This is a genomic window from Candidatus Planktophila lacus (assembly GCF_002287925.1).
GTDB lineage: Bacteria > Actinomycetota > Actinomycetes > Nanopelagicales > Nanopelagicaceae > Planktophila > Planktophila lacus.
The window spans coordinates 1-22089 of the sequence record NZ_CP016769.1 but is presented as its reverse complement, the minus strand read 5'-3'; the positions used below and the strand labels follow the sequence as shown (position 1 = coordinate 22089).

18 protein-coding genes and 2 tRNA genes are annotated in these 22089 nt (G+C 47.0%); 4 read left to right on the top strand and 16 right to left on the bottom strand.

Annotation, left to right across the window (positions count from 1 at the left end; translation table 11 throughout):
* Positions 1–122 precede the first annotated feature (122 nt).
* The gene (locus A1s21148_RS00105; protein WP_095670478.1) at positions 123–1511 is read right to left on the bottom strand and encodes a glycoside hydrolase family 32 protein; all 1389 of its coding nucleotides are present in this window, start codon (positions 1509–1511) and stop codon (positions 123–125) included.
* Positions 1512–1534: 23 nt separating this feature from the next.
* On the opposite strand from A1s21148_RS00105, the gene A1s21148_RS00100 reads away from it, so the two are divergent.
* Positions 1535–2191, top strand: a complete 657-nt coding sequence (locus A1s21148_RS00100) for a DedA family protein (RefSeq protein WP_095670477.1) — start codon at positions 1535–1537, stop codon at positions 2189–2191.
* 4 nt (positions 2192–2195) lie between these two features.
* On the opposite strand, the gene pyrE is transcribed toward A1s21148_RS00100, so the two are convergent.
* Entirely contained in the window at positions 2196–2729 is a 534-nt protein-coding gene (gene pyrE, locus A1s21148_RS00095; RefSeq protein ID WP_095670476.1) for an orotate phosphoribosyltransferase, read from the bottom strand.
* 44 nt (positions 2730–2773) lie between these two features.
* Between pyrE and A1s21148_RS00090 the strand changes: the two genes are divergently transcribed.
* Positions 2774–4063, top strand: coding sequence for a DUF1800 domain-containing protein (locus tag A1s21148_RS00090; RefSeq protein WP_095670475.1), 1290 nt, complete (start codon positions 2774–2776; stop codon positions 4061–4063).
* Positions 4060–5328, top strand: coding sequence for a DUF1501 domain-containing protein (locus A1s21148_RS00085; protein ID WP_223299392.1), 1269 nt, complete (start codon positions 4060–4062; stop codon positions 5326–5328). The genes A1s21148_RS00090 and A1s21148_RS00085 overlap by 4 nt, the downstream gene beginning before the upstream one ends.
* Here the strand turns inward: A1s21148_RS00085 and A1s21148_RS00080 are convergent.
* Genes A1s21148_RS00080 through dnaK form a run of 4 tightly spaced genes read right to left on the bottom strand, consistent with a single transcriptional unit; the run spans position 5325 to position 8988 of the window.
* Positions 5325–5720 carry a heat shock protein transcriptional repressor HspR gene (locus tag A1s21148_RS00080; RefSeq protein WP_095670474.1) on the bottom strand — a complete coding sequence of 132 codons (396 nt, stop codon included), beginning with the start codon at positions 5718–5720 and terminating at the stop codon, positions 5325–5327. The genes A1s21148_RS00085 and A1s21148_RS00080 overlap by 4 nt on opposite strands.
* Positions 5717–6640: a DnaJ C-terminal domain-containing protein gene (locus A1s21148_RS00075; RefSeq protein WP_095670473.1), complete on the bottom strand. Its 924-nt coding sequence runs from the start codon at positions 6638–6640 to the stop codon at positions 5717–5719. The genes A1s21148_RS00080 and A1s21148_RS00075 overlap by 4 nt, the downstream gene beginning before the upstream one ends.
* A gap of 9 nt (positions 6641–6649) precedes the next feature.
* On the bottom strand, positions 6650–7156 hold the full coding sequence (grpE, locus tag A1s21148_RS00070; protein WP_095670472.1) for a nucleotide exchange factor GrpE: 507 nt from the start codon (positions 7154–7156) through the stop codon (positions 6650–6652).
* On the bottom strand, positions 7156–8988 hold the full coding sequence (gene dnaK / locus A1s21148_RS00065) for a molecular chaperone DnaK (RefSeq protein ID WP_095670471.1): 1833 nt from the start codon (positions 8986–8988) through the stop codon (positions 7156–7158). Before dnaK ends, grpE begins: the two co-directional genes overlap by 1 nt.
* Before the next feature lie 271 nt (positions 8989–9259).
* Here dnaK and A1s21148_RS00060 point away from each other — a divergent pair, with 271 nt between their 5' ends.
* The gene (locus A1s21148_RS00060) at positions 9260–11302 is read left to right on the top strand and encodes a (Fe-S)-binding protein (protein ID WP_095670470.1); all 2043 of its coding nucleotides are present in this window, start codon (positions 9260–9262) and stop codon (positions 11300–11302) included.
* A 110-nt stretch (positions 11303–11412) separates the two neighbouring features.
* Here A1s21148_RS00060 and A1s21148_RS00055 read toward each other — a convergent pair whose 3' ends face one another.
* From A1s21148_RS00055 to dnaA, 10 genes are all read right to left on the bottom strand, one after another.
* Positions 11413–11952 carry a rhomboid family intramembrane serine protease gene (locus tag A1s21148_RS00055; RefSeq protein WP_223299391.1) on the bottom strand — a complete coding sequence of 180 codons (540 nt, stop codon included), beginning with the start codon at positions 11950–11952 and terminating at the stop codon, positions 11413–11415.
* A 9-nt stretch (positions 11953–11961) separates the two neighbouring features.
* Positions 11962–12474 (bottom strand): peptidylprolyl isomerase, encoded by a 513-nt coding sequence (locus A1s21148_RS00050; protein WP_095670468.1) that lies wholly within the window; start codon positions 12472–12474, stop codon positions 11962–11964.
* 87 nt (positions 12475–12561) lie between these two features.
* Positions 12562–12634 (bottom strand) — tRNA-Ala (locus A1s21148_RS00045).
* 13 nt (positions 12635–12647) lie between these two features.
* Positions 12648–12722: transfer RNA gene (locus A1s21148_RS00040), tRNA-Ile, on the bottom strand.
* A gap of 95 nt (positions 12723–12817) precedes the next feature.
* On the bottom strand, positions 12818–15295 hold the full coding sequence (gene gyrA / locus A1s21148_RS00035; protein WP_420022013.1) for a DNA gyrase subunit A: 2478 nt from the start codon (positions 15293–15295) through the stop codon (positions 12818–12820).
* 51 nt (positions 15296–15346) lie between these two features.
* Positions 15347–17308, bottom strand: coding sequence for a DNA topoisomerase (ATP-hydrolyzing) subunit B (gene gyrB / locus A1s21148_RS00030; RefSeq protein WP_095670466.1), 1962 nt, complete (start codon positions 17306–17308; stop codon positions 15347–15349).
* Between the two features lie 187 nt (positions 17309–17495).
* Entirely contained in the window at positions 17496–17948 is a 453-nt protein-coding gene (locus tag A1s21148_RS00025) for a DciA family protein (protein ID WP_095670465.1), read from the bottom strand.
* Positions 17941–19044 (bottom strand): DNA replication/repair protein RecF, encoded by a 1104-nt coding sequence (gene recF / locus A1s21148_RS00020; RefSeq protein WP_095670464.1) that lies wholly within the window; start codon positions 19042–19044, stop codon positions 17941–17943. The genes A1s21148_RS00025 and recF overlap by 8 nt, the downstream gene beginning before the upstream one ends.
* A 10-nt stretch (positions 19045–19054) precedes the next feature.
* Positions 19055–20185: a DNA polymerase III subunit beta gene (gene dnaN, locus A1s21148_RS00015; protein ID WP_095670463.1), complete on the bottom strand. Its 1131-nt coding sequence runs from the start codon at positions 20183–20185 to the stop codon at positions 19055–19057.
* A gap of 387 nt (positions 20186–20572) precedes the next feature.
* Positions 20573–21985 carry a chromosomal replication initiator protein DnaA gene (gene dnaA / locus A1s21148_RS00005; RefSeq protein ID WP_095670461.1) on the bottom strand — a complete coding sequence of 471 codons (1413 nt, stop codon included), beginning with the start codon at positions 21983–21985 and terminating at the stop codon, positions 20573–20575.
* Between the last annotated feature and the right edge of the window lie 104 nt (positions 21986–22089).

The window sequence follows — 22089 nt, the reverse complement described above, 5'->3', positions numbered from 1 at the left end:
TGATTTGAGGGGAAAAATACACGAGCCGCGCAAGCCAAAATCGGACAATTGGTGCTTTGCTCGTAACGATGTAATGACATTTTCAGGGTTTTTTGCAGGTTTTTGCAGTGCTATGCGGGGCTTTAACGGCGTGGCGCGATAGCCCGAACGGCGATCGAACGGGGTGGCTGGCATCCTTCGGCGATCTCGAAGGAAACGCTACGGCTCACCCCAGATAGAAATAAAAGATCCGTTATTACAAGAGTTCCGCCTACCGCGAAGATTTCAACTGATGCGCTGCCAACAATTGCGCAGATATCAAAGGTTTTTTCATCGCCGGTTAGGCGTGCGCAATGAATATGGGTTGAGGGGATTTCATTCCAAGCGTTACTGCGATCAACGAAAATAGATTTACTTTTGGCGTCGTACCCAAACTCGAAATAGCTTCCGGCATCAGCGGTTACGCGAAACTTTGTTGAAAGACCTTCGCTTGTCGAAATAGTTGCCATTATCTGTAAGAGCTCCGCTTTGTTTCCTGCCGTTAACTTCTCACCAAGATAATTTTCTAGCTCTGCAACTGGTTTTGCAGCGAGTGAAATCTTTCCATCTTTGGTTATTAGTGTTAGCTCGCGTGGAAGCGTCATCGCACCACGCCATGGTGATGTTGGAAAGCTGTGTGCATATTCCCAGTTGCTCATCCAGCCGATAAAGACGCGGCGCTGGTTTGGTACGTCGTTAAATGTGACACCGGCGTAATTGTCGCGGCCGTAATCTAACCAATTAGTTCTTACATCGTCGGCAATGAATTCTTTTCCGTTCCAGTCACCGATGAAATATTGTGTTCCGGATCCACCAGTTAAACCACCTGGGTTAATTGAAATTAGCAGAACCCATTTGGTTCTGCTTTCATCGCCGTCTACAAATAAAGGAAATAGATCCGGGCATTCCCAATCGCCATCGGTGGCGCCAACTGGGCCAAAGTCACTTAAATGCGCCCAATTTTTTAGATCTTTTGATGAATAGAAAGAGACTTTTCTTTCCTTGGGAAGAACAACGGTCATTAACCAAGCTTCTGTTGTTCTATCCCACATCACTTTTGGATCGCGGAAGTGGTTTAGTTGTAGATCAAGAACGGGGTTGCCTTCATATTTAACCCAGGTCAAACCTTCGTCGAGACTATATGCCAAAGCCTGCGCTTGATGCGAATCATCGTGTTTATGTGCAGTGTAGATAGCCACCATGGCCGGGTTTTCTAAAGTGCCGAAGCCTGATGTGTTGAAGTAATCAACTACCGCGCTACCCGAAAAAATTGCGTGTGAATCATCGCAAGCAATAGCTACTGGCAATTCATTCCAGTTAATCAAATCTTCGCTTACTGCATGACCCCACGACATATTGCCCCAAACATTTTCGAAAGGGTTATGTTGGAAGAAGAGGTGGTATTTACCTTTATAGAAGATCAACCCATTTGGGTCGTTCATCCAGTTGCGCTCAGGTGAGAAGTGCAACCCTGAGCCTGAGTGCGAAGACATGGCGCGTACCTTATCCTCTAGGTATGCATTTTTCCCAAACGGTTAATCTCTTTGATGCTCATTCGATTATTTCAACTCTTGGCCTTATAGGTATTCTCGCCATAATTTTTATGGAAACTGGTTTGTTGATCGGTTTATTCTTCCCAGGAGACTCACTTTTATTCCTAGCAGGTGTCGGCGCTTCGGGTGCGGCTGCAAAAGTCTTCGATGGTGTGCAAATTGAGATCATTTCGTTATTAATTGCAGCGCCGCTTGTTGCAATTATCGGATCTCAGACCGGCTACTGGATTGGCGCAAAATACGGGGTAAAGCTCTTTGATCGCCCCGATGGCCGCATTTTTAATCAGAAGAAAGTGCAAGCAACGCAGAAGTGGCTAAATAAATATGGCACCGGTAAGGCTTTGGTTTTAGCGCGCTTTATTCCTTTTGTACGCACGCTGATAAATCCTATGTGCGGAATTGTGGGAGTGCCTGCAAAGAAATTCTTCCTCTGGAACGTAGTTGGCGCAGTTATTTGGACGCAATCGGTAATTGGCTTGGGCTTTTTTCTAGGCGAACGTATCGAGGGAAGCGTTGATAAATATCTGCTTCCAATAGTTGGTTTGATTATTGCGATAAGCGTCTTGCCGGTTGCGCTAGAAATTCTGCGCGAGTGGCGCACTAAACGCCACTTAAGTTAATTTCTTAAAGACCCAAATCTGACGGTTGGAATGCTGCGCGGTATTCGTATCCAGCATCAATGATCGCTTGCTTTGCGCCGCGTTCTACGATTACGGCAACGCCAACCACAATTGCGCCAGCGTCTTTAAGGGCTTCAACCGCAGTTAAAACAGAGCCACCTGTCGTGGAAGTATCTTCAACTGCCAAGACGCGCTTTCCAACAACATCTGGACCTTCGATGCGGCGCTGCAATCCGTGAGCTTTTTCTGCTTTGCGGACTACGAATGAGTTAATTTCTTTGCCGTTGCGCGCTGCCACGTGCATCATCGCTGTTGCAACTGGATCTGCGCCGAGCGTTAAACCACCAACTGCCTCGTAATCAAGATCTTTAGTTAGTTCGAGCATTACTTCACCAACGAGTGGGGCAGCAACATGATCGAGGGTTACACGACGCAGATCAACGTAGTAATCGGCTTCTTTTCCGGATGAAAGTATGACTTTTCCGTGAACAACGGCCTTGTTTTTTATCTCTTCTCGGAGAAGTTCGTGTGAGTTCATGTGGCAACCTTACATTGTTCACCTGCTCCACATACTCTCCTTGCATGGATCTAAAGCGCCTTGAGACCGCTCGCCTCTTTCATCGTTTTGGATTTGGCCCGCGCCCTGGTGAATTTGAGGCCGCACTAAAGAATGGGGTTGAGAAAACCCGCTCTGAACTTCTCGCAAAATCAAAGAATGAAATCGCTGTTACTCCGCCGGTGTTAATTGATTTAGGAAAACGTCCCGAACCTAAAAGCCCAGAGATCGCCGCGTTCTCGCAAAGCTTGCGTGCACAAACCACTTCTCTCTCCAAGTGGTGGCTAGATCAAATGGTGGCTTCAGAAAATCAATTGCACGAAAAGATGGTCTGGTTCTGGCATGGACATTGGGCGACATCAATTGGAAAAGTTAATTACGCGCTGCCGATGTACAACCAGAATTTAACATTTAGAAAATATGCGTTAGGAAACTTTAGTGATTTCGCATCTGCGATGTTTTTTGATGGCGCACTTCAAATCTGGTTAGACGGTGGAGAAAATACTTTAAAGGCGCCCAATGAAAATCTGTCGCGCGAGATGATGGAGCTATTTGTTCTTGGGGTAAATCGCTACTCCGAGATGGATGTTCGAGAGTTAGCGCGCGCATTTACTGGTTATCAGATCACTCGCAGCACTGGTGAAGTAGTTTCGGTTCCACGGCGTAGAGATACTGGCGCCGTTACCGTCTTAGGCAAAACCGGCGTGATGTCTCCTGAAGAAGTAATTAAACACTTGGTATCACAGCCAGATTGTGCGAAGTTTATTAATGAGCGAATTTGGTACCGATTCATCTCATCTACTGCGCCACTGTCTGAGAACAATCCTTCGATTGCGGCATTCGCTAGTCGAGACATTTCAGCCCTTATTAAGTCGATGGTTGAAAGTAAAGCTCTCGCAAACCCTGAATATTCCATCGTTAAATCACCAATTGAATGGTTTATCGCCGTTTGCCGTGCATTCAATTTAACGCCATCACAAATGAACTCGCAGAATAAGATAAATAGTTACCTCGATAAATTGTCACAGATTCCATTTTCTCCACCAAATGTAGGAGGTTGGCCAACCGATGAGGCTTGGCTTAGTTCAGCGAGTGCGCAATTCCGCCTAGCTTTTGCAACGTGGATCGCGTCTCAAATCGATACTTCGCAGTTAACAACTATTGCCCCTGAAAAGAGATCTGCATACCTGGCGGATTTGTTAGGAGTTGTTGAGTGGTCACCGCGCACAACGTTTGCGCTTCGCGAAGTTCGCAATAACCCAGAGCGCTTAATTACCTTGGCGATCTGTAGTCCAGAATATGTGGTGAGCGCATGATTGAAAAACCAGTTTTCTCTCGTGAACAATTAGGTATGACGCGCTTTACGCGCCGTCAATTCCTTAAGTACTCTGGAGTCTCGGCCGCGGCAACATCTGTCTTATCACTTGATGATGTAGCAAATGCAGCAATTACACGCCCTCTGCCTTTAGGTACGCCAATTCTTGTTGTTGTAACTCTTTACGGAGGCAACGATGGATTAAATACCGTTATTCCATATAAAGATCCGGCTTACTTTGCTGCGCGTCCTGATTTAACTTACGCACCAGAGTCGCTGCTGCAGATTGATAAAGATTTTGCTTTCAATCCATCGATGACTGGAATAAAAGGGCTTTGGGATGAGAAGAAAGTTGCAATTGTGCGTGGCGTTGGTTATCCAAAACCTGATCGTTCACATTTCTCTTCAATGGCGATTTGGCAGACTGGTTCTCCGCAAACCCATCTAAACACTGGTTGGTTAGGGCGTTGGTTAGATACGCAAAAAGTAGATCCAATGACTGCAATTAGCTTGGGAAGCGTTCTGCCTCCACTTTTAGCTGGAAAAATACAGAGCGGCTCGGCGTTACCACTTGGTGGTTTGATAATTCCGTCAGGCCAATTTGCAAAAGCATGTCAGCGCTTAAGTGCGCCTTCGCAGAAAGATAGCCCGCTAATGGCCGCTGCAGCGACATCGATGCGCAACTTATTTAATGTCTCTGGAAGTATTACCCCCGTTCTATCGCAACCAGCTCCGATGTCTGATGATCTTCCAACAATTTCTGGTGGTAACGCTGGTGGAGATTCAAATCTTACGCAACAGTTAAATCTCGTTGGAAAGTTAATTGCTTCAGGTGCGCCAACAAAGGTTTGGTCGGTATCCCTCGGTGGCTTCGATACCCATGCAAATGAAGCAAATGCCCAAGCTTTATTGCTTGGAACTGTCTCTTCCAGCATCACTAAGTTTTTGAGTCAGATGAAAGCATCTGGTCGTTCTAAAGATATTACCGTCATGGTTTATAGCGAATTTGGGCGACGTGTTAAGGCAAATGGTTCCGAAGGCACGGACCACGGAAGCGCCGGCCCAATGTTCTTAATTGGCGATCGCGTACAGGGTGGTTTCTATGGAGATCAACCATCTCTTACAAAGTTAATCGATGGCGACCTAGCTGTTACTACAGATTTCCGCGATGTTTACTCGACGGTGATCGAAAAGGTTTTAGGTACACCAGCGGAGAAGATTTTAGGTAAATGGTCAGGGCGCGTAAACGCGATTAAAAGCGTTTAGCGCTCTTCTTCGTAAACGATTACTTCGTTCTTCTTTCGCACCGCAAGTCCTTTTGGTGGATTTTCGGTAAGAAGCGCATCGACTTCAATGCGAAGTTGTGCAACCTCAATCGCCATATTGGCCATTGCAGATTCGAGTTCAATGATTCGTTTAATACCCGCATGGTTAATACCTTCACCGGTTAAGCGCTGCACCATGCGAAGTGATGCAATATCGCGCAATGAATAACGGCGATTGCGGCCAACAGTGCGGTTGGGCGAAACTAAACCTAGGCGGTCGTATTGGCGCAGTGTTTGTGGATGTAGACCAGAAAGTTCAGCAGCAACAGAGATGACGTATAGACCTGCTTCGTCATCAGGTTGTTGGTTATCTAAATTTTCTTTGTCGCTCATTGCAGCGCCTTCGTGTTAAATTCTTTACGAACTTCTTGATCAGCAGTTGCTTCGGCATATTTCTTAAGCGCATCAAGTGCTTCACCTTCAACGCGTTGTGGAACTTGCACTTCAATAGTTACAAGTAAATCTCCGACGGTTGCACCCTTGGTAATTCCGCGGCCCTTAACGCGCAAGACACGTCCATTAGAAGTTCCGGGGGCAATGCGCAAGGTAACTTCATCGCCGGCAAGCGTTGGAACTTTAATGTCTCCGCCAAGTGCTGCTTCGGTAAATGTAACTGGCACGGTTAGTGCAATGTTCTCGCCTTTACGTGAAAAAACAGCGTGGGGCTTTACATGTAGCAAGATAAATAAGTCGCCGGGGCCTGCTTCGCCTCTGGAACCTTTTCCTTTAACGCGAATTTTTGCGCCATCTTTTACTCCAGCTGGAACGCGCGCTGAAATAGTTTGAGATGGCCCACCATCTGCAGATAAGCGAAGTTCTAAAGTTGTACCGAAAGCCGCTTCTTTAAAGGTAATTGTTGCTTCGGTTTGTAAATCTTGTCCTTTACGCGGACCGCGACGTCCACCGCCACCAAATAAGTTAGCGAAGATATCTTGTGGGTTTCCGCCACCGAAGATGTCGGAGAAATCTCCACCTTGGAAATTTTGGCCGCCTTGTGGTGCGCGGAAACCACCGCGTTCGAACATATCGCGCGCTTGATCGTATTCAGCGCGCTTCTTGCCATCGGACAAGATGTCGTAAGCCTCAGAAACTGCTTTGAACTTTTCTTCCATTGCGGCATCGCCCTTAGTTTTATCAGGGTGCAATTCGCGCGCTAAAGAACGGTATTTCTTCTTGATCTCATCGCCGCTGGCAGATTTGCCAACTCCGAGGATCTTATAGAAATCCTTTTCATAAAGGTCTTTAGCGGCCATGGAAAGTAATTACTCCGCAGGCGTTTCGGCTGGATCGGTAACTGCAACGCGAGCCGGGCGCAGGATACGTTCTTTAAATTTATATCCAGGCTGCAAAATCTTTGTTGCAGTCGGCACCTTTACATCTGCACTTGTGTCATGCAGAAGCGCTTCGTGAATTTGTGGATCAAATTCTTCACCAGCTGTGCCGTACTTTTCCAAACCAAGGCGAGTTGTTGTTGCAGTGATTTGATCTGCAACGGATTTAAATCCGCCAGTTAGCTCACCGTGTTCGGTTGCGCGGGCAATATCATCGAGGGTTGCAAGAAGTTCGCTTAAAACTCCACCAATTGCTAGTTCGTGAGCAAGTGCGCGATCGCGTTCTACACGTTTGCGGTAGTTGGCGTATTCAGCCTGAAGTCGTTGTAAATCAGCGGTGAGCGCTGCCACCGGATCAGTCTCCTGAACCGGGGCAGCCTCCACTGCTTCTTCAGTTGTTAGCAAAGCGTCATCCGCTTCTGTTGTCGAGTCTGACACTACTTAGCGCCTTCGTCTTCAACTACCTCTGCATCTTCAACACCATCTTCAGTTGCTGCACCATCACCGGCTGCGGCTCCTGCTGCGGCATACATTGCTGAACCAAGTGCTTGGCTAAGCGTTGCAACCTTTTCAGTGTTTGACTTAATTGATTCGAAGTTAGCGCCACCGAGTGAAGTCTTTAGTTCAGCAAGTGCTGCCTCAACTTCAGTTTTCTTCTCGGCTGCTTCGCCTTCTGAAAGTTTTTCTGCGTTATCTGCAATGAACTTTTCAGTCTGATAGACAAGTGAGTCTCCGTTGTTGCGGATCTCTGCTTCTTCCTTACGCTGTGCATCTTCTGCCGCGTGAGCTTCAGCATCTGCCATCATGCGATCAATCTCTTCCTTTGAAAGAGCAGATCCACCACTGATTGTGACTGATTGTTCTTTGCCTGTTGCAAGATCCTTTGCACCAACGTGAACGATTCCGTTTGCGTCGATATCGAAGGTAACTTCAACTTGTGGAACTCCGCGTGGAGCTGGAGCGATTCCGGTTAGCTCGAACATGCCTAGCTTCTTGTTGTAAGCAGCCATTTCACGCTCGCCCTGGTAAACCTGAATCTGTACGGCTGGCTGATTGTCATCAGCAGTTGTAAAGATTTCGCTGCGCTTTGTAGGGATAGTTGTGTTGCGCTCGATCATCTTTGTCATAACGCCACCCTTGGTTTCGATACCAAGTGTTAGCGGTGTTACGTCGAGAAGGAGAACATCTTTAACTTCACCCTTAAGTACACCAGCTTGAAGTGATGCACCAACTGCAACAACTTCATCAGGGTTTACGCCCTTATTTGGCTCTTTTCCGCCAGTTAGATCGCGAACTAGATCAACGACTGCTGGCATACGGGTTGAACCACCAACAAGAACAACGCTCTTGATATTGCCGATTGCGATTCCGGAGTCCTTAAGAACTTGCTGGAATGGCTTCTTGCAACGATCTAGAAGTGGTGCTGTAAGTGTTTGGAATTGTGCACGTGTAATTGTTTCGTCAAGGAAGAGGGGATTCTTCTCCGCATCAACAGTGATGTAAGGCAAGTTAACTGAAGCTTGCTGTGAAGATGAGAGTTCGATCTTCGCTTTTTCAGCTGCTTCGCGAACACGCTGCATCGCCATCTTGTCCTTGGTTAAATCAATCCCGTTCTTAGAACCGAATGTTTGTACCAAGTGATCAACTAGTGCTTGATCCCAGTCATCGCCACCGAGGTGGTTATCACCAGCAGTTGCTTTAACTTCAACAACGCCATCGCCGATTTCAAGAAGTGAAACGTCGAACGTTCCACCACCTAAGTCGAATACGAGAATTGTTTGTTCTTGATCTGCTTTATCAAGACCGTATGCGAGCGCTGCTGCAGTTGGTTCGTTGATAATGCGAAGAACATTGAGGCCCGCAATTTCGCCGGCTTCTTTTGTTGCTTGACGTTCTGCATCAGAGAAGTAAGCAGGAACAGTAATAACTGCATCTGTAACTGTTTCTCCGAGATACGCCTCAGCATCGCGCTTCAGCTTTTGTAGAACGCGTGCAGAAATTTCTTGTGCGGTGTACTTCTTGCCATCGATATCCATCGACCAGTTAGTACCCATGTGACGCTTAACGGAACGGATTGTGCGTTCAACGTTTGTCACTGACTGACGCTTAGCAACTTCACCGACGAGGACTTCGCCATTCTTTGCGAAGGCGACGATCGATGGGGTTGTGCGAGCGCCTTCTGCGTTTGCGATAACCGTTGGCTCTCCACCTTCGAGTACCGATACGCAGCTATTTGTAGTTCCTAGGTCGATTCCGACTGCTCTAGCCATGTGTATTGCTCCTTTTTACGTTTCTTAGCTCATCTCAAGCCCGATCTGGGGTTGAGGCTGCTCTAACCTGAGTCCATCTTACTCAAAAGGTTGAGTAGGTGCGACTCAAGGTTGGGGCATCCCGTATAACTCCCTCACCTGCCCAGATATTCCCAGCCTTTGAATTCCACCATCGCCGACCGGGGAAAAGCCTTTTACGGTCGGCTTTACTGGCGGAATTCAAAGGCTTCATCTCAAGGTAAATCGAGGCCGTGATCGGTAACCTCGCGTTATGCGTATCGCCCTGGCCACACTTTCGTACACGATCACCGTTGTAGCTCTCGCTCTGCTGACGGTTCGGGTGCGCCAGTTGATTGGGATTTATCGCAAGGGCCAAGCCGATCCAACGCGCAGCAATGATCAGAGTGCGCGCTTTAAGAATATGTTGAAGGAAGTTTTGGGCCACACCAAGATGCTCAACTTCACCGCAACTGGGATTGCGCACTGGTTTGTCATGGTCGGTTTCGGTGCGCTCTTTGGAACTTTGGTTACAGCCTATGGGCAAGTAATTAATCCGGAGTTTGCGTTGCCCTTAATTGGTCATTGGGTTGTTTATGAACTATTCGCGGAATTTATCGCGATGGCTACCGGAGTTGGCATTGTTACCTTAATTGGCATTCGCCAAGTTACACGTTTTCGCATGCTTAACCGTTTTGCTGGTTCTGGAATGGGCAAGGCTTATTACGTTGAAGCAACAATCCTTGCGATTGTCTTCTGTGTAATTGCACTGCGCGGTCTTGAAGGCGCACTCGCTGGGGAAGAAAACTGGAACTGGCATTATGCAATCTCTTGGCCAGCAGTTCTTGCTTTCCAAGGTATGAGTGTTGCCGCAATCGAAAACGCAATCGTCTGGGTAGCAACAGCCAAAATAGTTATTTCGATGGCGTGGTTCATTGTTATCGCAAGTAATTTAACAATGGGTATTGCTTGGCACCGCTTCTTAGCCTTCTTTAATATTTTCTATAAGCGCAATAGCGATGGCAGTAACTCACTTGGCGCGCTTCCTGAAATGTTGTCGCACGGTAAGCCAGTTAACTTTGAAGATCCTGCCGAAGATGATGTCTTTGGTTTAGGAAATCGTGCAGATATTTCTTGGAAGGGTCTGCTCGATATGACTTCCTGTACCGAGTGTGGACGGTGCCAATCGCAATGTCCTGCTTGGCATACAGATAAACCACTTTCACCAAAGCTTTTGATTATGGCGATGCGCGATCACGCGATGGCTAAAGTTGTTGAAACAGAGGCGATAGTTGGCGAGAACAGCCCTATTTCACTCGATGTGCTCTGGTCTTGCACCATGTGTGGCGCCTGCGTAAATGAATGCCCGGTTGATATCGAACATGTCGATCACATCGTAAATATGCGCCGCTTCCAGGTCTTGGTTGAATCAGAATTTCCATCAGAACTTGGTGGAACATTCCGCAATCTTGAAAAAGCCGGCAACCCTTGGGGTGCCAATAAACAAGATCGCGAAGGCTGGATTGCAGAGTGTGATTTTCCAGTTCGCGTTGTTGAAGGCGTATTGCCAGATGAAGTTGAATATTTATTCTGGGTTGGTTGTGCGGGTGCATATGAAGAACGCGCTAAGAAGACAACGAAGGCTGTTGCGGAACTTCTATACATGGCTGGTGTTAACTTCGCAGTTCTAGGAAAGCGCGAGACATGTACGGGAGATCCCGCACGTCGTGCCGGAAATGAATTCCTTTACCAAATACTTTCACGCGAAAACATCGAAACTTTTAACGAAGTATTTGCAGGTCGCCCAAAGGGTAAGAAGAAGGTGGTTGTTACCTGCCCTCACTGCTTCACAACAATTGGTCGCGACTATGCACAGAGTGGCTTCGAGCTTGAGATGTTGCACCACACTCAATTACTTAACACTTTGATTAAAGAGAAGCGCTTAAAGCCAAGTCCACATAAGAGCGAACAGAAACTTACCTATCACGATCCTTGTTACTTGGGTCGTCACAATCAAATCTATGCGCCACCACGCGAACTGCTTGAAGCATCCGGTTGCGACATTACTGAGATGCCACGTAATCAAGAGCGTTCATTCTGTTGCGGTGGTGGTGGTGGACGTATGTGGATGGAAGAGAAAATTGGAACTCGTATTAATTTAAATCGCGTCGATGAAGCTATTTCAACCGGCGTTGATGAAGTTGCAGTTGCATGTCCGTTCTGTCGCGTGATGGTTGGCGACGGAATGGTTGCGCGGCAAAGCGACGTTGAGGTTTTGGATGTAGCTCAAGTCCTACTTAGAAATCTTAAGAACTAAGGATTCCTTGCTGAGGACTGGGGAAAAGCCTTTTACAGTCCTTGCGCTTCGGAATCCTTAGTTTCACGTTTAAAAAGATATCCACAGGGTTTGTGCACAGTGTGTATGAATTACACGCGTGTAATTCGAAGCAATACCGCGGTAGTCAGGTAGCCCCCGACAAGGCCGCCAAGGTGGGCGCGCCAGTCGACGCCGCCCAGGATGAAGCCGAATACGAAGTTAAGTCCGACGATTACATAGATATCGCGTACGCCGTCGTTGATGCGCTTGCGAAGTGCGATGAAGGCGCCGAATAAACCGAAGATTGCGCCAGATGCGCCAACGGAAACGTGGAGATCGTTTGTTAGATAGATCGAAGCGAGGGAACCGGTTAAGAGTGAGATAAAGAAAATTACAAGAAAGCGCGCTTTGCCAAGAGCAGCTTCGATGGGATTTCCTAAAACAAGAAGTGAGAACATATTAAAAAATAGATGTGTGAGTCCGCCGTGAACGAGAGCGACAGTAAAGAGTCGCCAGTATTCACCTGAATCTACAAATGGTCTGAAGAGCGCTGTGTAATCGTAAAACTCTGGGTAGCCCAGATTTAATAAGTACGCACCGGAAATTAGTGTAATTAATGAGAGCGTTGCAGAACGCTTCATTTGATACATAATTAAGAGTTAAGCGATTGTGACGCTATTGATTACAACTGGTGTAACAGGAACATCTTGTGCACCTGTTGGTGTTGAACCGATCTTGTCTACAACAGCCTGAGAAGTAGCGTCTTTAACTGCTCCGAAGATGGTGTGCTTGCGGTTCAACCAAGTTGTTGGTGCAACAGTGATAAAGAACTGTGAACCATTTGTTCCTGGGCCTGAGTTAGCCATTGCAAGAATGTATGGCGCATCGAATTGAAGTTCGCCGTGGAATTCGTCAGCGAATTGGTAACCAGGTCCGCCGAAACCTTTTCCGAGTGGATCTCCACCTTGAATCATGAAACCTGAAATGACGCGGTGGAAAATTGTTCCGTCGTACAACTTTGCAGTTGTCTTCTTGCCATCGCGTGGATCGGTCCACTCTTTCGCACCGGTTGCAAGTTCAACAAAGTTTGCAACTGTCTTTGGTGCGTGATTTGGGTAGAGCTCGATAACGATGTCGCCGAGTGATGTGTGAAGAGTTGCTGTTGATGACATATTTGTAGCCAATCGTTTAAGTGGATGAATTACATTAAATAAGAACTGTGTGGAGACCAGTTTTACTGGTTCCAAAATTAAAATTTGTGGAGACCAGGGGAATCGAACCCCTAACCCCCGCCTTGCAAAGGCGGTGCTCTACCAATTGAGCTAGGTCCCCGTGTTAGAACGGGTGGGCCCAGGTGGACTTGAACCACCGACCTCTTCCTTATCAGGGAAGCGCTCTAACCAGGCTGAGCTATGGGCCCGCAAGAAAGATCTCTCTTTAATGCAGAAGCGCTAGGTTACTTGAACTTCTTCAAGAGACCAAAACGCGCCTTAGCGCAGGTGGGCAAGACTAGCGTTATTTGCCCGAAATCTCATCTTCCTGGTTCTGTGTAACAGAGACCAGTGCAACGCCTTCATCGAGGTTTACCAAGCGAACACCCATTGAGTCGCGGCCGGTTTGGCGGACTTCAGCAGCTGGTGTGCGCATAACGGTTCCTGCAGATGTGATCGCCAAGATTTCATCGGTATCAGCAAGAACTAGTGCGCTAACGAGTGAGCCACGTGAATTTTCATCGATCTTGGCAGCTTTAATGCCTATACCGCCGCGACCTTGTAAGCGGTATTCATCGAGTGGGGTTTTCTTTCCGTAACCACCGTCGGTTGCAGTAAATACAAATGCTGTTGCTGTTTGTGAATCGATGCGCGCCATTGTTAGAAGTTCATCATTGGCGCGGAACTTCATTCCGATAACACCACTTGTTGAGCGACCCATTGGACGAAGTGATTCTTCATCTGCGGCGAAGCGAAGTGACATCGCTTTCTTGGAAACCAATAACAATTCATCGCCTTTGTTTACAAGCGCTGCAGATACAACTTCATCGCCTGGTTTTAGTGAGATTGCAATTAAGCCGCCGGTGCGTGGTGAGTCATATTCGGTAAGTGGAGTCTTCTTAACTAAACCAGTTTTAGTTGCAAGAACTAGATAAGGAGATGCTGTGTAATCTTTAAATGACAAGACTTGTGCAATTAGCTCATCCGGTTTAAAGGCCATCAAGTTTGCAACATGTTGTCCGCGTGCATCGCGGCCTGCATCTGGAAGTTCGTGAACTTTGGCGCGGTAGACGCGTCCTTGGTTGGTGAAGAACAATAACCAGTCGTGTGTGCTGGCAACGAAGAAGTGGTCGACAACATCATCTTGCTTTAGCGCCGCACCTTTTACGCCGCGGCCACCGCGACGTTGTGATTTATAAAGATCTGCGTTGGTACGTTTGGCATAGCCACCACGAGTAATTGTGACGACCGCATCTTGATCTGGAATTAAATCTTCAGCCGAGAAATCACCTTCGCTAGCAACAATTTGGGTGCGGCGTTCGTCGCCATATTTTGCAGTGAGTTCAGTGAGCTCTGAAATGATTATCTGGCGCTGCTTTGCTTCGCTGGCCAAGATCTCGTTTAACTCGACAATATCGGCCATAAGCCCGTTGTATTCGTCGTTGATCTTCTGGCGCTCCAACGCCGCGATGCGGCGCAGTTGCATATCGAGAATTGCATTTGCTTGCACTTCATCGACATCAAGTAGCTTCATCAAACCGGTGCGCGCTTCTTCAGGGGTGGTAGATGCACGGATTAAAGCGATAACCGCATCAAGAGCATCGAGTGCTTTGAGGTAGCCCTGCAAGATGTGGGCGCGTTTTTCTTTTTCGGCCAAACGATATTTAGTACGGCGGATGATTACTTCTACTTGGTGTTCGATGTAGAACTTGATGAATTCATCTAAACGCAGGGTGCGTGGCACGCCGTCGACAAGTGCCAACATGTTTGCGCCGAAGGTATCTTGTAATTGAGTCTGTTTATAAAGGTTATTTAAAATAACTTTAGGAATTGCAGAAGATTGAAGAACAATTACTAGACGTTGGCCAAGACGCTCGTTGCCTTCATCGCGCACATCGGCGATGCCTTTGATCTTGCCATCTTTAACAAGTTCGGCGATCTTAAGGGCTAAGTTATCTGGGTTAACTTGATATGGAAGTTCGGAAACTACAAGACAGGTGCGCTTATTGATTTCTTCAACCTGCACAACTGCGCGCATCGTGATTGAACCACGGCCTGTGCGGTAAGCCTCTTCGATGCCAGTGCGTCCAACAATTAAAGCCTTAGTTGGGAAATCTGGGCCTTTAACAATCTTTAGAAGTTCGTTTAACAAATCTTCAGGTTTGATATCTGGATTTTTAAGAGCGTAAATAACGCCTTCGGTGATTTCGCGTAAGTTGTGTGGCGGAATATTTGTCGCCATACCAACTGCAATACCAGCAGAACCATTTACAAGCAGGTTTGGGAAACGGCTTGGCAAAACATCTGGCTCTTGAGAACGGCCGTCATAGTTTGGTGAGAAGTTAACGGTGTCTTCATCGATATCGCGCATCATCTCCATCGCGATAGGCGATAAACGAGCTTCGGTATAACGCATTGCCGCTGCTGGATCGTTGCCGGGAGAACCGAAGTTTCCGTTGCCATCTACCAATGGATAGCGCAGAGACCAGTGCTGGGCTAAGCGAACAACGGTGTCATAGATCGCGGTGTCACCGTGTGGGTGGTAATTACCCATGACATCACCGACGATACGTGAAGATTTGTAGTAACCCTTATCTGGTCGATAACCAGCGTCGTACATCGCATATAAAACGCGGCGGTGAACCGGCTTTAATCCATCTCGCACATCTGGCAAAGCACGGCCAACAATGACTGACATTGCATAGTCGAGGTACGAACGCGCCATTTCAACTTGAAGGTCAACTGTTTCAATGCGATCGAAATCATCACCAGGGTTAACCATGCCAGTGCGATCGACTGGAGTTACATCTTTAGGTTTTTTATCGTCAGCCATTTAAATATCCAAGAATCTAACGTCTTTAGCGTTACGTTGAATAAATGCGCGGCGCTGTTCTACATCTTCACCCATAAGAACAGAGAAGAGATCATCAGCTGCAGATGCATCTTCAAGAGTTACTTGAATTAGCACGCGGTGTTCGGGATCCATTGTTGTATCCCAAAGTTCTTTCGCTGGCATTTCGCCAAGGCCTTTAAAGCGTTGGATACCGTCATCTTTTGGTAAACGCTTTCCGGCGTCGAGACCGATCTTGATCATGCCATCGCGTTCGCGATCAGAGAATGCATATTCAATCGGATCTTTGCCGCCCCATTTAATTTTATAAAGTGGTGGTTGCGCCAAGTAAACAAAGCCTTTTTCAATAAGTGGGCGCATAAAACGGAATAGCAAAGTTAGAAGAAGTGTGCGGATGTGTTGTCCGTCGACGTCAGCATCGGCCATCAAAATAATCTTGTGATAGCGAAGTTTTTCGATATCGAAATCTTCGTGAACGCCAGTACCAAGTGCGGTAATTAGCGCTTGTACTTCGTTGTTCTGTAATACGCGGTCGATACGTGCTTTTTCAACGTTAAGAATTTTGCCGCGGATTGGTAGAACTGCTTGGTTGCGTGAATCGCGTCCACCTTTTGTGGAACCGCCTGCAGAGTCACCTTCGACGATGTAGAGCTCACACTTTGATGGGTCCGTCCATTGGCAATCGGCCAACTTGCCGGGCATGCCGCGGCCTTCGAGTAAACCTTTGCGGTTGCGCGATAGATCGCGCGCTTTGCGCGCTGCAACGCGTGCTGCTGCGGCATCGATACTCTTTCGAACAATGTCTTTACCTTCTTGTGGGTTCTGTTCAAACCATTGTGTTAAGAATTCGTTGACAGCCTTTTGGGTAAATGATTTTGCTTCAGTGTTACCAAGTTTAGTTTTTGTCTGGCCTTCAAATTGTGGCTCGCCGAGTTTGATAGAAACAATTGCAGTTAAACCTTCGCGAACATCATCACCAGTTAGGCGATCTTCTTTTTTGCGAATGAATCCGGCTTCTTCGCCAAACTTGTTTACAACTGATGTAAGTGCGGTTCGGAAACCTTCTTCGTGGGTTCCACCTTCGTGGGTGTGAATTGTGTTTGCGAAGGTGTAGACAGATTCAGAGAACCCAGCGTTCCATTGCATGGCAATCTCAAGTGAGAGTTTGGCTTTTTTATCTTCGGCGTTAAAGAAGATGATTGATTTGTGGGTTTCACCACGCGTTGAATTTAGGTGTTTTACGAAATCTGCAATACCGCCGTCGTATTTGTAATTTACGTGTAGTGGTTCGCCTTTATCATCAACATGGCCAGGGCGCAGATCGGTAAGGGTTAAACGTAAACCTTTATTTAAGAAAGCCATTTCGCGAAAACGTGTGGATAAAATTTCAAATGAGAAATCTGTGGTTTCGAAGATTTCGGCAGATGGCCAGAATTGAACTGTTGTACCGGTTTTGGTTGAAGCTTCGCCTTTTTTAACTGGCGCGGTAGGAACACCAAGTTTGTAACTTTGTGACCAGAAGAAACCATCGCGTTGTACATCAACTGAAAGATCAGTAGAAAGTGCGTTAACTACAGAAATACCTACACCGTGTAGACCGCCAGAGACTGAGTAACCACCATCGCCGAATTTTCCGCCGGCGTGTAAAACTGTAAGAACAACTTCGAGCGCTGGCTTCTTTTCAACTGGGTGGATATCAACCGGAATGCCGCGACCGTTGTCGATACATTGGAGTGAGCCATCAGGCATTAAAGTCACATTGATTTCATCGCAATATCCTGCGAGCGCTTCATCTACAGAGTTGTCGACGACTTCATAGACCAGGTGGTGAAGGCCGCGTTCGCCAGTTGAGCCGATATACATGCCGGGGCGTTTACGGACAGCATCGAGGCCCTCAAGGACGGTGATCGAGCTGGCGTCGTAACCGCCGGACTTCTCGGACACTAAAGGCTCCTCACAAAATCAAGTTCTGGTCTTAAAAGGCACCTAGAAGGGGAATTCCTTAACTAAGCGCTCTTATCCTATCTGTAAAAAGAAAAGGCGCTAGCCACAATAAGCCTTAGGTGTGGGTAATGCGCCATTTTCCGCGCACGGGTGAGGGTTCCTATTGGGTGAATGGGTTTTAAGGCTTTTAACCGTAGGTATCGCGCGGGCCGCGTTCGTTTTTGATGGTCCGGAGGCCGCGTTTCCAGGAGGGCGCTTGCGGCCCGATGAAGTTTAAAGATTGCACGCCGGCATCAGGAGCGCTCTTCTGAACCGAGTGCAGCAGATCTAAACCAACTGCAGTTAATTGTGTAGCCCAAGCAGTTGATGAGCATTGCACAAGTAAGGCGCCTTCGAGAAGTGAGAGTGGTGTTGTGTGGGATGCAATCTCGTCACCGACAATTGATTTCCAATTTGAGAACAGAGTTCCTTCGGCGATTCCTAAATGCCAATCGCGCTGCGTTATTAAATCTTCGATTACTTTATTGATAAGAGTTGGGTCGCCGGGTTTTGAGGTGCGTTCTTCAACAACTTTTGTTTTCTTTATAAATCCGGTTTTGTAGCTACGAAATAAATCTAAGGCAAGGTCGCGTTTAGACATTGGTTGCCCTTTCTTTACTTACCACACCTGGGGATACGTAGTACTTACTTGATAATAACTCTGGTGGAAGATCGCTTTCAACCGCTGCGGTAATAATTGTTTGTTCAGCCATCTTTGTAACTGAAGTTAACTGTGCGCGGCGGGCGGTATCAAGTTCGGCGAAGATATCGTCGAGAATTAAAATGGGTTCGGCGCCTTCAGATTTAAGTAAGTTAAAAGCTCCGACACGAAGTGAGATAGCCATTGACCAGGATTCACCGTGGCTGGCATAACCTTTTGCTGGAAAATCGCCGAGTTGTAGATGTAGGTCATCGCGATGTGGACCAATAAGTGATGCTCCGCGCTCGGTTTCTTGACGGGCTACTTCTAGTTGGCGCGCAGTTAAGGTTTGGATATTTTCATCGGTATTTGTGGTTAAACCGTCAGTTGCGGATTTATAAGCAATCGACGCCGGTTTTACTTCATTTAGGTTTGCGTAGTTTGCAGCTACATAAGGGTTTAACTCTTCAACTAAGGCAATTCTTTCAGCACTTAATTGTGCGCCTAAATTAATTAATTGTTCTGTCCATGGCGCCAGCGCGTTTTCGGGCGCGCGAGTTTTCAACAAGGTGTTGCGTTGTTTAACAACGCGGTCGTAATCAGAAATAACTCCAGCAAGTCTTGGGGCTCGCGTGATTAAAAGTTTGTCTAGAAAATCCCGGCGGTGGGTTGGTTCACCGCGCACTAGATCTAAATCTTCAGGTGAGAAATAGATAACTTGCAGGGCGCCAAGAATATCGCGTTGTGATTTGGTTGCGTTTTGATTTAACCGCGCACGGTTGGCTTTACTGGCATTTATCTCTAGGTCTACCTGCAGAGTGCGGTCATCGCGCTCGATTTCGGCGCGAATGATCGCTTGATCGGTGCCAAGATGTAGAAGTGGAAGGTTTTGAGAAACGCGGTGTGAAGAAAGGTATGCAAGATAAATCAAACTTTCTGCGATATTTGTTTTACCGGAGCCGTTATTGCCTATGAAGGTGGTTGGTCCAGGAGCTAGCTCTAGCTCGAGAGATTTATATGAGCGGAAATTAGTCAGCGCTAATTTTTTAACGCGCACTTAAGTGGCCTTAAGAGGCGTAGCGCATCGGCATTAAAAGGTAGCGATAGTTTTCGATTACCTTGCCATCGCGCTCTGATTTGCCCATGAGGATCGCTGGTTTATTTGAACCAGTGAATGAAATTTGTACAAATGAAGTTCCGACGGCTTGCAGGCCATCAGCTAAGAAAACTGGGTTGAAGGCGATTGATATAGCTTCACCGTTTAACAAAATTTCAATAGCTTCGGTGGCTTGTGCTTCTTCGCCGGCGCCTGCCTCAAGTGAAACTGAGTTATTTGCAAATTCAAGGCGAAGCGGAACTGTTTTATCGGTTACAAGTGCAACGCGGCGAACTGAATCTAGGAATGGTGCAACTTCAACGATTGCAGTGGTTGTTACTTCTTGTGGCAACAAGTGGCGGTATGGAGGAAAGGTTCCATCCAGCATGCGCGATGTCATCGACTTACCTTCGCCGGAAAATCCTGCGAGGCGGTCGTTGCTAGTTGCGGGTGCGAAAGATAGTGAAACGTTCTTTGAACCAGTTAAAGATTTAGCAGCATCGGCAATTGTGCGCCCGCGCAACAGTGATGTTGTTGAAAGACCCGGGGTTGTTGGTTGCCAATTAAATTCGCGAACTGCTAAACGGTAGCGGTCTGTTGCAGCCAACGTGACAGTCTCTTCGTTGATTTCAATATGTACACCGGTAAGTGTTGGTAGTGAGTCATCACGGCCTGCAGCAATTGCAACCTGCGCAACCGCGGTTGCGAAAACATCGCTTGCAACAACTCCGGTTGTTTCTGGAAGTTCAGGCAGATTTGGGTATTCAGAGATTGAAAGAGTTGGCAGTGTAAATTTTGCCGAACCTGAAGTAACAAGAACACGAGAACCATCTAAAGTGATTGTGATTGGTTTATTTGGAAGGGAGCGAGAAATTTCCGCGAGTAACTTTCCGGGAACCAATACTTTTCCAGGTTGTGCGATATCTGCTTTAAAGAAAGATTTGCTTGAGGTTTCTAAATCGGAACCAGAAAGGATTACCTCATCGCCAGTGGCATCGATAACGATTCCGAGAAGCTCGGTTTTAATTGGTCGGGTTGAAAGGCTCCGGGAAACCCAATTAACGCCATCTGTGAGCGCGCCTTGATCTACAGTGAATTTCACGCCGTAACCCTCTTTTTCTTTAGTTGAAAGTCTTGCACAGCAGGTAGGTTTTTAGTTAGTTGGGTTTTTAAAGATTTAAAAGCTGTGGGGTTCGCTTGGGGGCGGGTTTCTTGTATATATAGGTAGTAGTAGTAACCACCGTGGATATCTGTGGATAAATAAGGAAAGTCCTGCTCAGAGGCGTTTTTACTTGTTGGAAAGTTGTGGACAAACCCAGCGTTTCTGTGTGTATTAACAGCTTCTCTCACCACAACTACCCCTTTCTTAAAAACGAAACTTTTTAAACCTAGTTTTAACCACAGATTTCCTGTTGAAATCCACAGTTATCCACAATTTCTCCACAGTTGGGGGTAAGCACCCCAAAAGGTGAAAAATCGGACAAAGCACCTAACCCCTATTTTGAGATTTAATCCTGTTAGTTAACTCGGTGACCTGGTTATAAATAGACCGGCGTTCAGCCATCAACTGGCGGATCTTTCGGTCGGCGTGCATAACAGTTGTGTGGTCGCGACCGCCAAAAGTCTGGCCGATCTTCGGTAACGAAAGCTCAGTTAACTCGCGGCACAAGTACATCGCGATCTGGCGCGCATTTACCAAAACCCGAGAACGTGAGGTCCCGCAAAGATCGTCGATCGTCAAACTGAAGTAAGCGGCGGTTTGGGCCATGATTGTCGGCGCGGTGATTTCTGGACCTGCGCCACTTGGGATCAAATCTTTAAGAACGATTTCAGCTAAACCTAAATCAACACCTTGGCGGTTAAGGCTGGCGAAAGCGGTAACGCGAATAAGAGCGCCTTCTAGCTCGCGAATATTTGTAGAGATTTTACTTGCAATATATTCGAGAACATCATCCGGTGCATTTAACTTATCTTGCGCAGCTTTCTTACGCAGAATCGCAATACGGGTTTCAAGTTCTGGTGGCTGGATATCTGTAATCAAACCCCATTCGAAACGAGAACGTAGTCGATCTTCCAAAGTTGTTAATTGCTTTGGTGGGCGGTCAGATGAAATAACTATTTGTTTATTGGCGTTATAAAGCGTATTAAAAGTATGGAAGAACTCTTCCTGGGTACGTTCTTTATTTTCCAAGAATTGAATATCGTCGACAAGAAGAACATCTAAGTCGCGGTAACGTCGCTGGAAAGCAGAGGCTTTATCGTCGCGGATAGAGTTAATAAAATCGTTGGTGAATTCTTCAGATGAAACATAACGAACTCGCACACTACCATAAAGCTCTTTGGCATAGGCGCCAATAGCGTGCAACAAGTGAGTCTTGCCAAGCCCAGACTCTCCGTAAATAAAGAGTGGGTTGTAAGCCTTTGCTGGCGCTTCAGCTACTGCAACAGCTGCGGCGTGAGCAAAACGGTTTGATGCACCAATAACAAAAGTTTCAAAAATATAACGAGGATTTAATTGCGAAGGCTCATCGTTTTTACGAGTGCCAGTTTCGGTGTTGTCGCGGCCAGTGCCCGGACGTGATGGCGCTACTTCAATAACAACCGCCGGCGCTGGGTGATCCGCGAGTTCGAGCGACTCATCGACCATCACTGCGATATTTGTTTTATCTCCAAGTTCGCGAGTAAGGACTTCATTAACAACAACACGAAGTCGGGACTCGAGAACATCTTTTGCAAAAACATTTGGGGCTGCAACAAGTAGGTTTGTGATTCCACCATCGCTCTGGATTAAACCCAGCGGTTTAGTCATTGTTAGAAAGGCGCGGTGTTGTGGTTCTCCGAGTGAGACATGCTCAATAACCCGGTCCCAAAGGTCGGCGAGTTCTATCTCAACTACTGCCATAATTGCCCCCTTAGACTATCCACAACGTTATCCACAGGCTGTGGTCTAAAGTAGGGCTTTAGCCTTCATTTAGAGCCACTTTGACGGATACCTGTGGACAGAGG

What these genes read in the sequence shown, in the direction of transcription:
- A1s21148_RS00105 (WP_095670478.1), bottom strand. Translation starts at nt 1,511, where the DNA reads ATGTCTTCGCACTCAGGCTCAGGGTTGCACTTCTCACCTGAGCGCAAC.
- A1s21148_RS00100 (WP_095670477.1), top strand. Translation starts at nt 1,535, where the DNA reads ATGCATTTTTCCCAAACGGTTAATCTCTTTGATGCTCATTCGATTATT.
- pyrE (WP_095670476.1), bottom strand. Translation starts at nt 2,729, where the DNA reads ATGAACTCACACGAACTTCTCCGAGAAGAGATAAAAAACAAGGCCGTT.
- A1s21148_RS00090 (WP_095670475.1), top strand. Translation starts at nt 2,774, where the DNA reads ATGGATCTAAAGCGCCTTGAGACCGCTCGCCTCTTTCATCGTTTTGGA.
- A1s21148_RS00085 (WP_223299392.1), top strand. Translation starts at nt 4,060, where the DNA reads ATGATTGAAAAACCAGTTTTCTCTCGTGAACAATTAGGTATGACGCGC.
- A1s21148_RS00080 (WP_095670474.1), bottom strand. Translation starts at nt 5,720, where the DNA reads ATGAGCGACAAAGAAAATTTAGATAACCAACAACCTGATGACGAAGCA.
- A1s21148_RS00075 (WP_095670473.1), bottom strand. Translation starts at nt 6,640, where the DNA reads ATGGCCGCTAAAGACCTTTATGAAAAGGATTTCTATAAGATCCTCGGA.
- dnaK (WP_095670471.1), bottom strand. Translation starts at nt 8,988, where the DNA reads ATGGCTAGAGCAGTCGGAATCGACCTAGGAACTACAAATAGCTGCGTA.
- A1s21148_RS00060 (WP_095670470.1), top strand. Translation starts at nt 9,260, where the DNA reads ATGCGTATCGCCCTGGCCACACTTTCGTACACGATCACCGTTGTAGCT.
- A1s21148_RS00055 (WP_223299391.1), bottom strand. Translation starts at nt 11,952, where the DNA reads ATGTATCAAATGAAGCGTTCTGCAACGCTCTCATTAATTACACTAATT.
- A1s21148_RS00050 (WP_095670468.1), bottom strand. Translation starts at nt 12,474, where the DNA reads ATGTCATCAACAGCAACTCTTCACACATCACTCGGCGACATCGTTATC.
- gyrA (WP_420022013.1), bottom strand. Translation starts at nt 15,295, where the DNA reads ATGGTTAACCCTGGTGATGATTTCGATCGCATTGAAACAGTTGACCTT.
- A1s21148_RS00025 (WP_095670465.1), bottom strand. Translation starts at nt 17,948, where the DNA reads ATGTCTAAACGCGACCTTGCCTTAGATTTATTTCGTAGCTACAAAACC.
- dnaA (WP_095670461.1), bottom strand. Translation starts at nt 21,985, where the DNA reads ATGGCAGTAGTTGAGATAGAACTCGCCGACCTTTGGGACCGGGTTATT.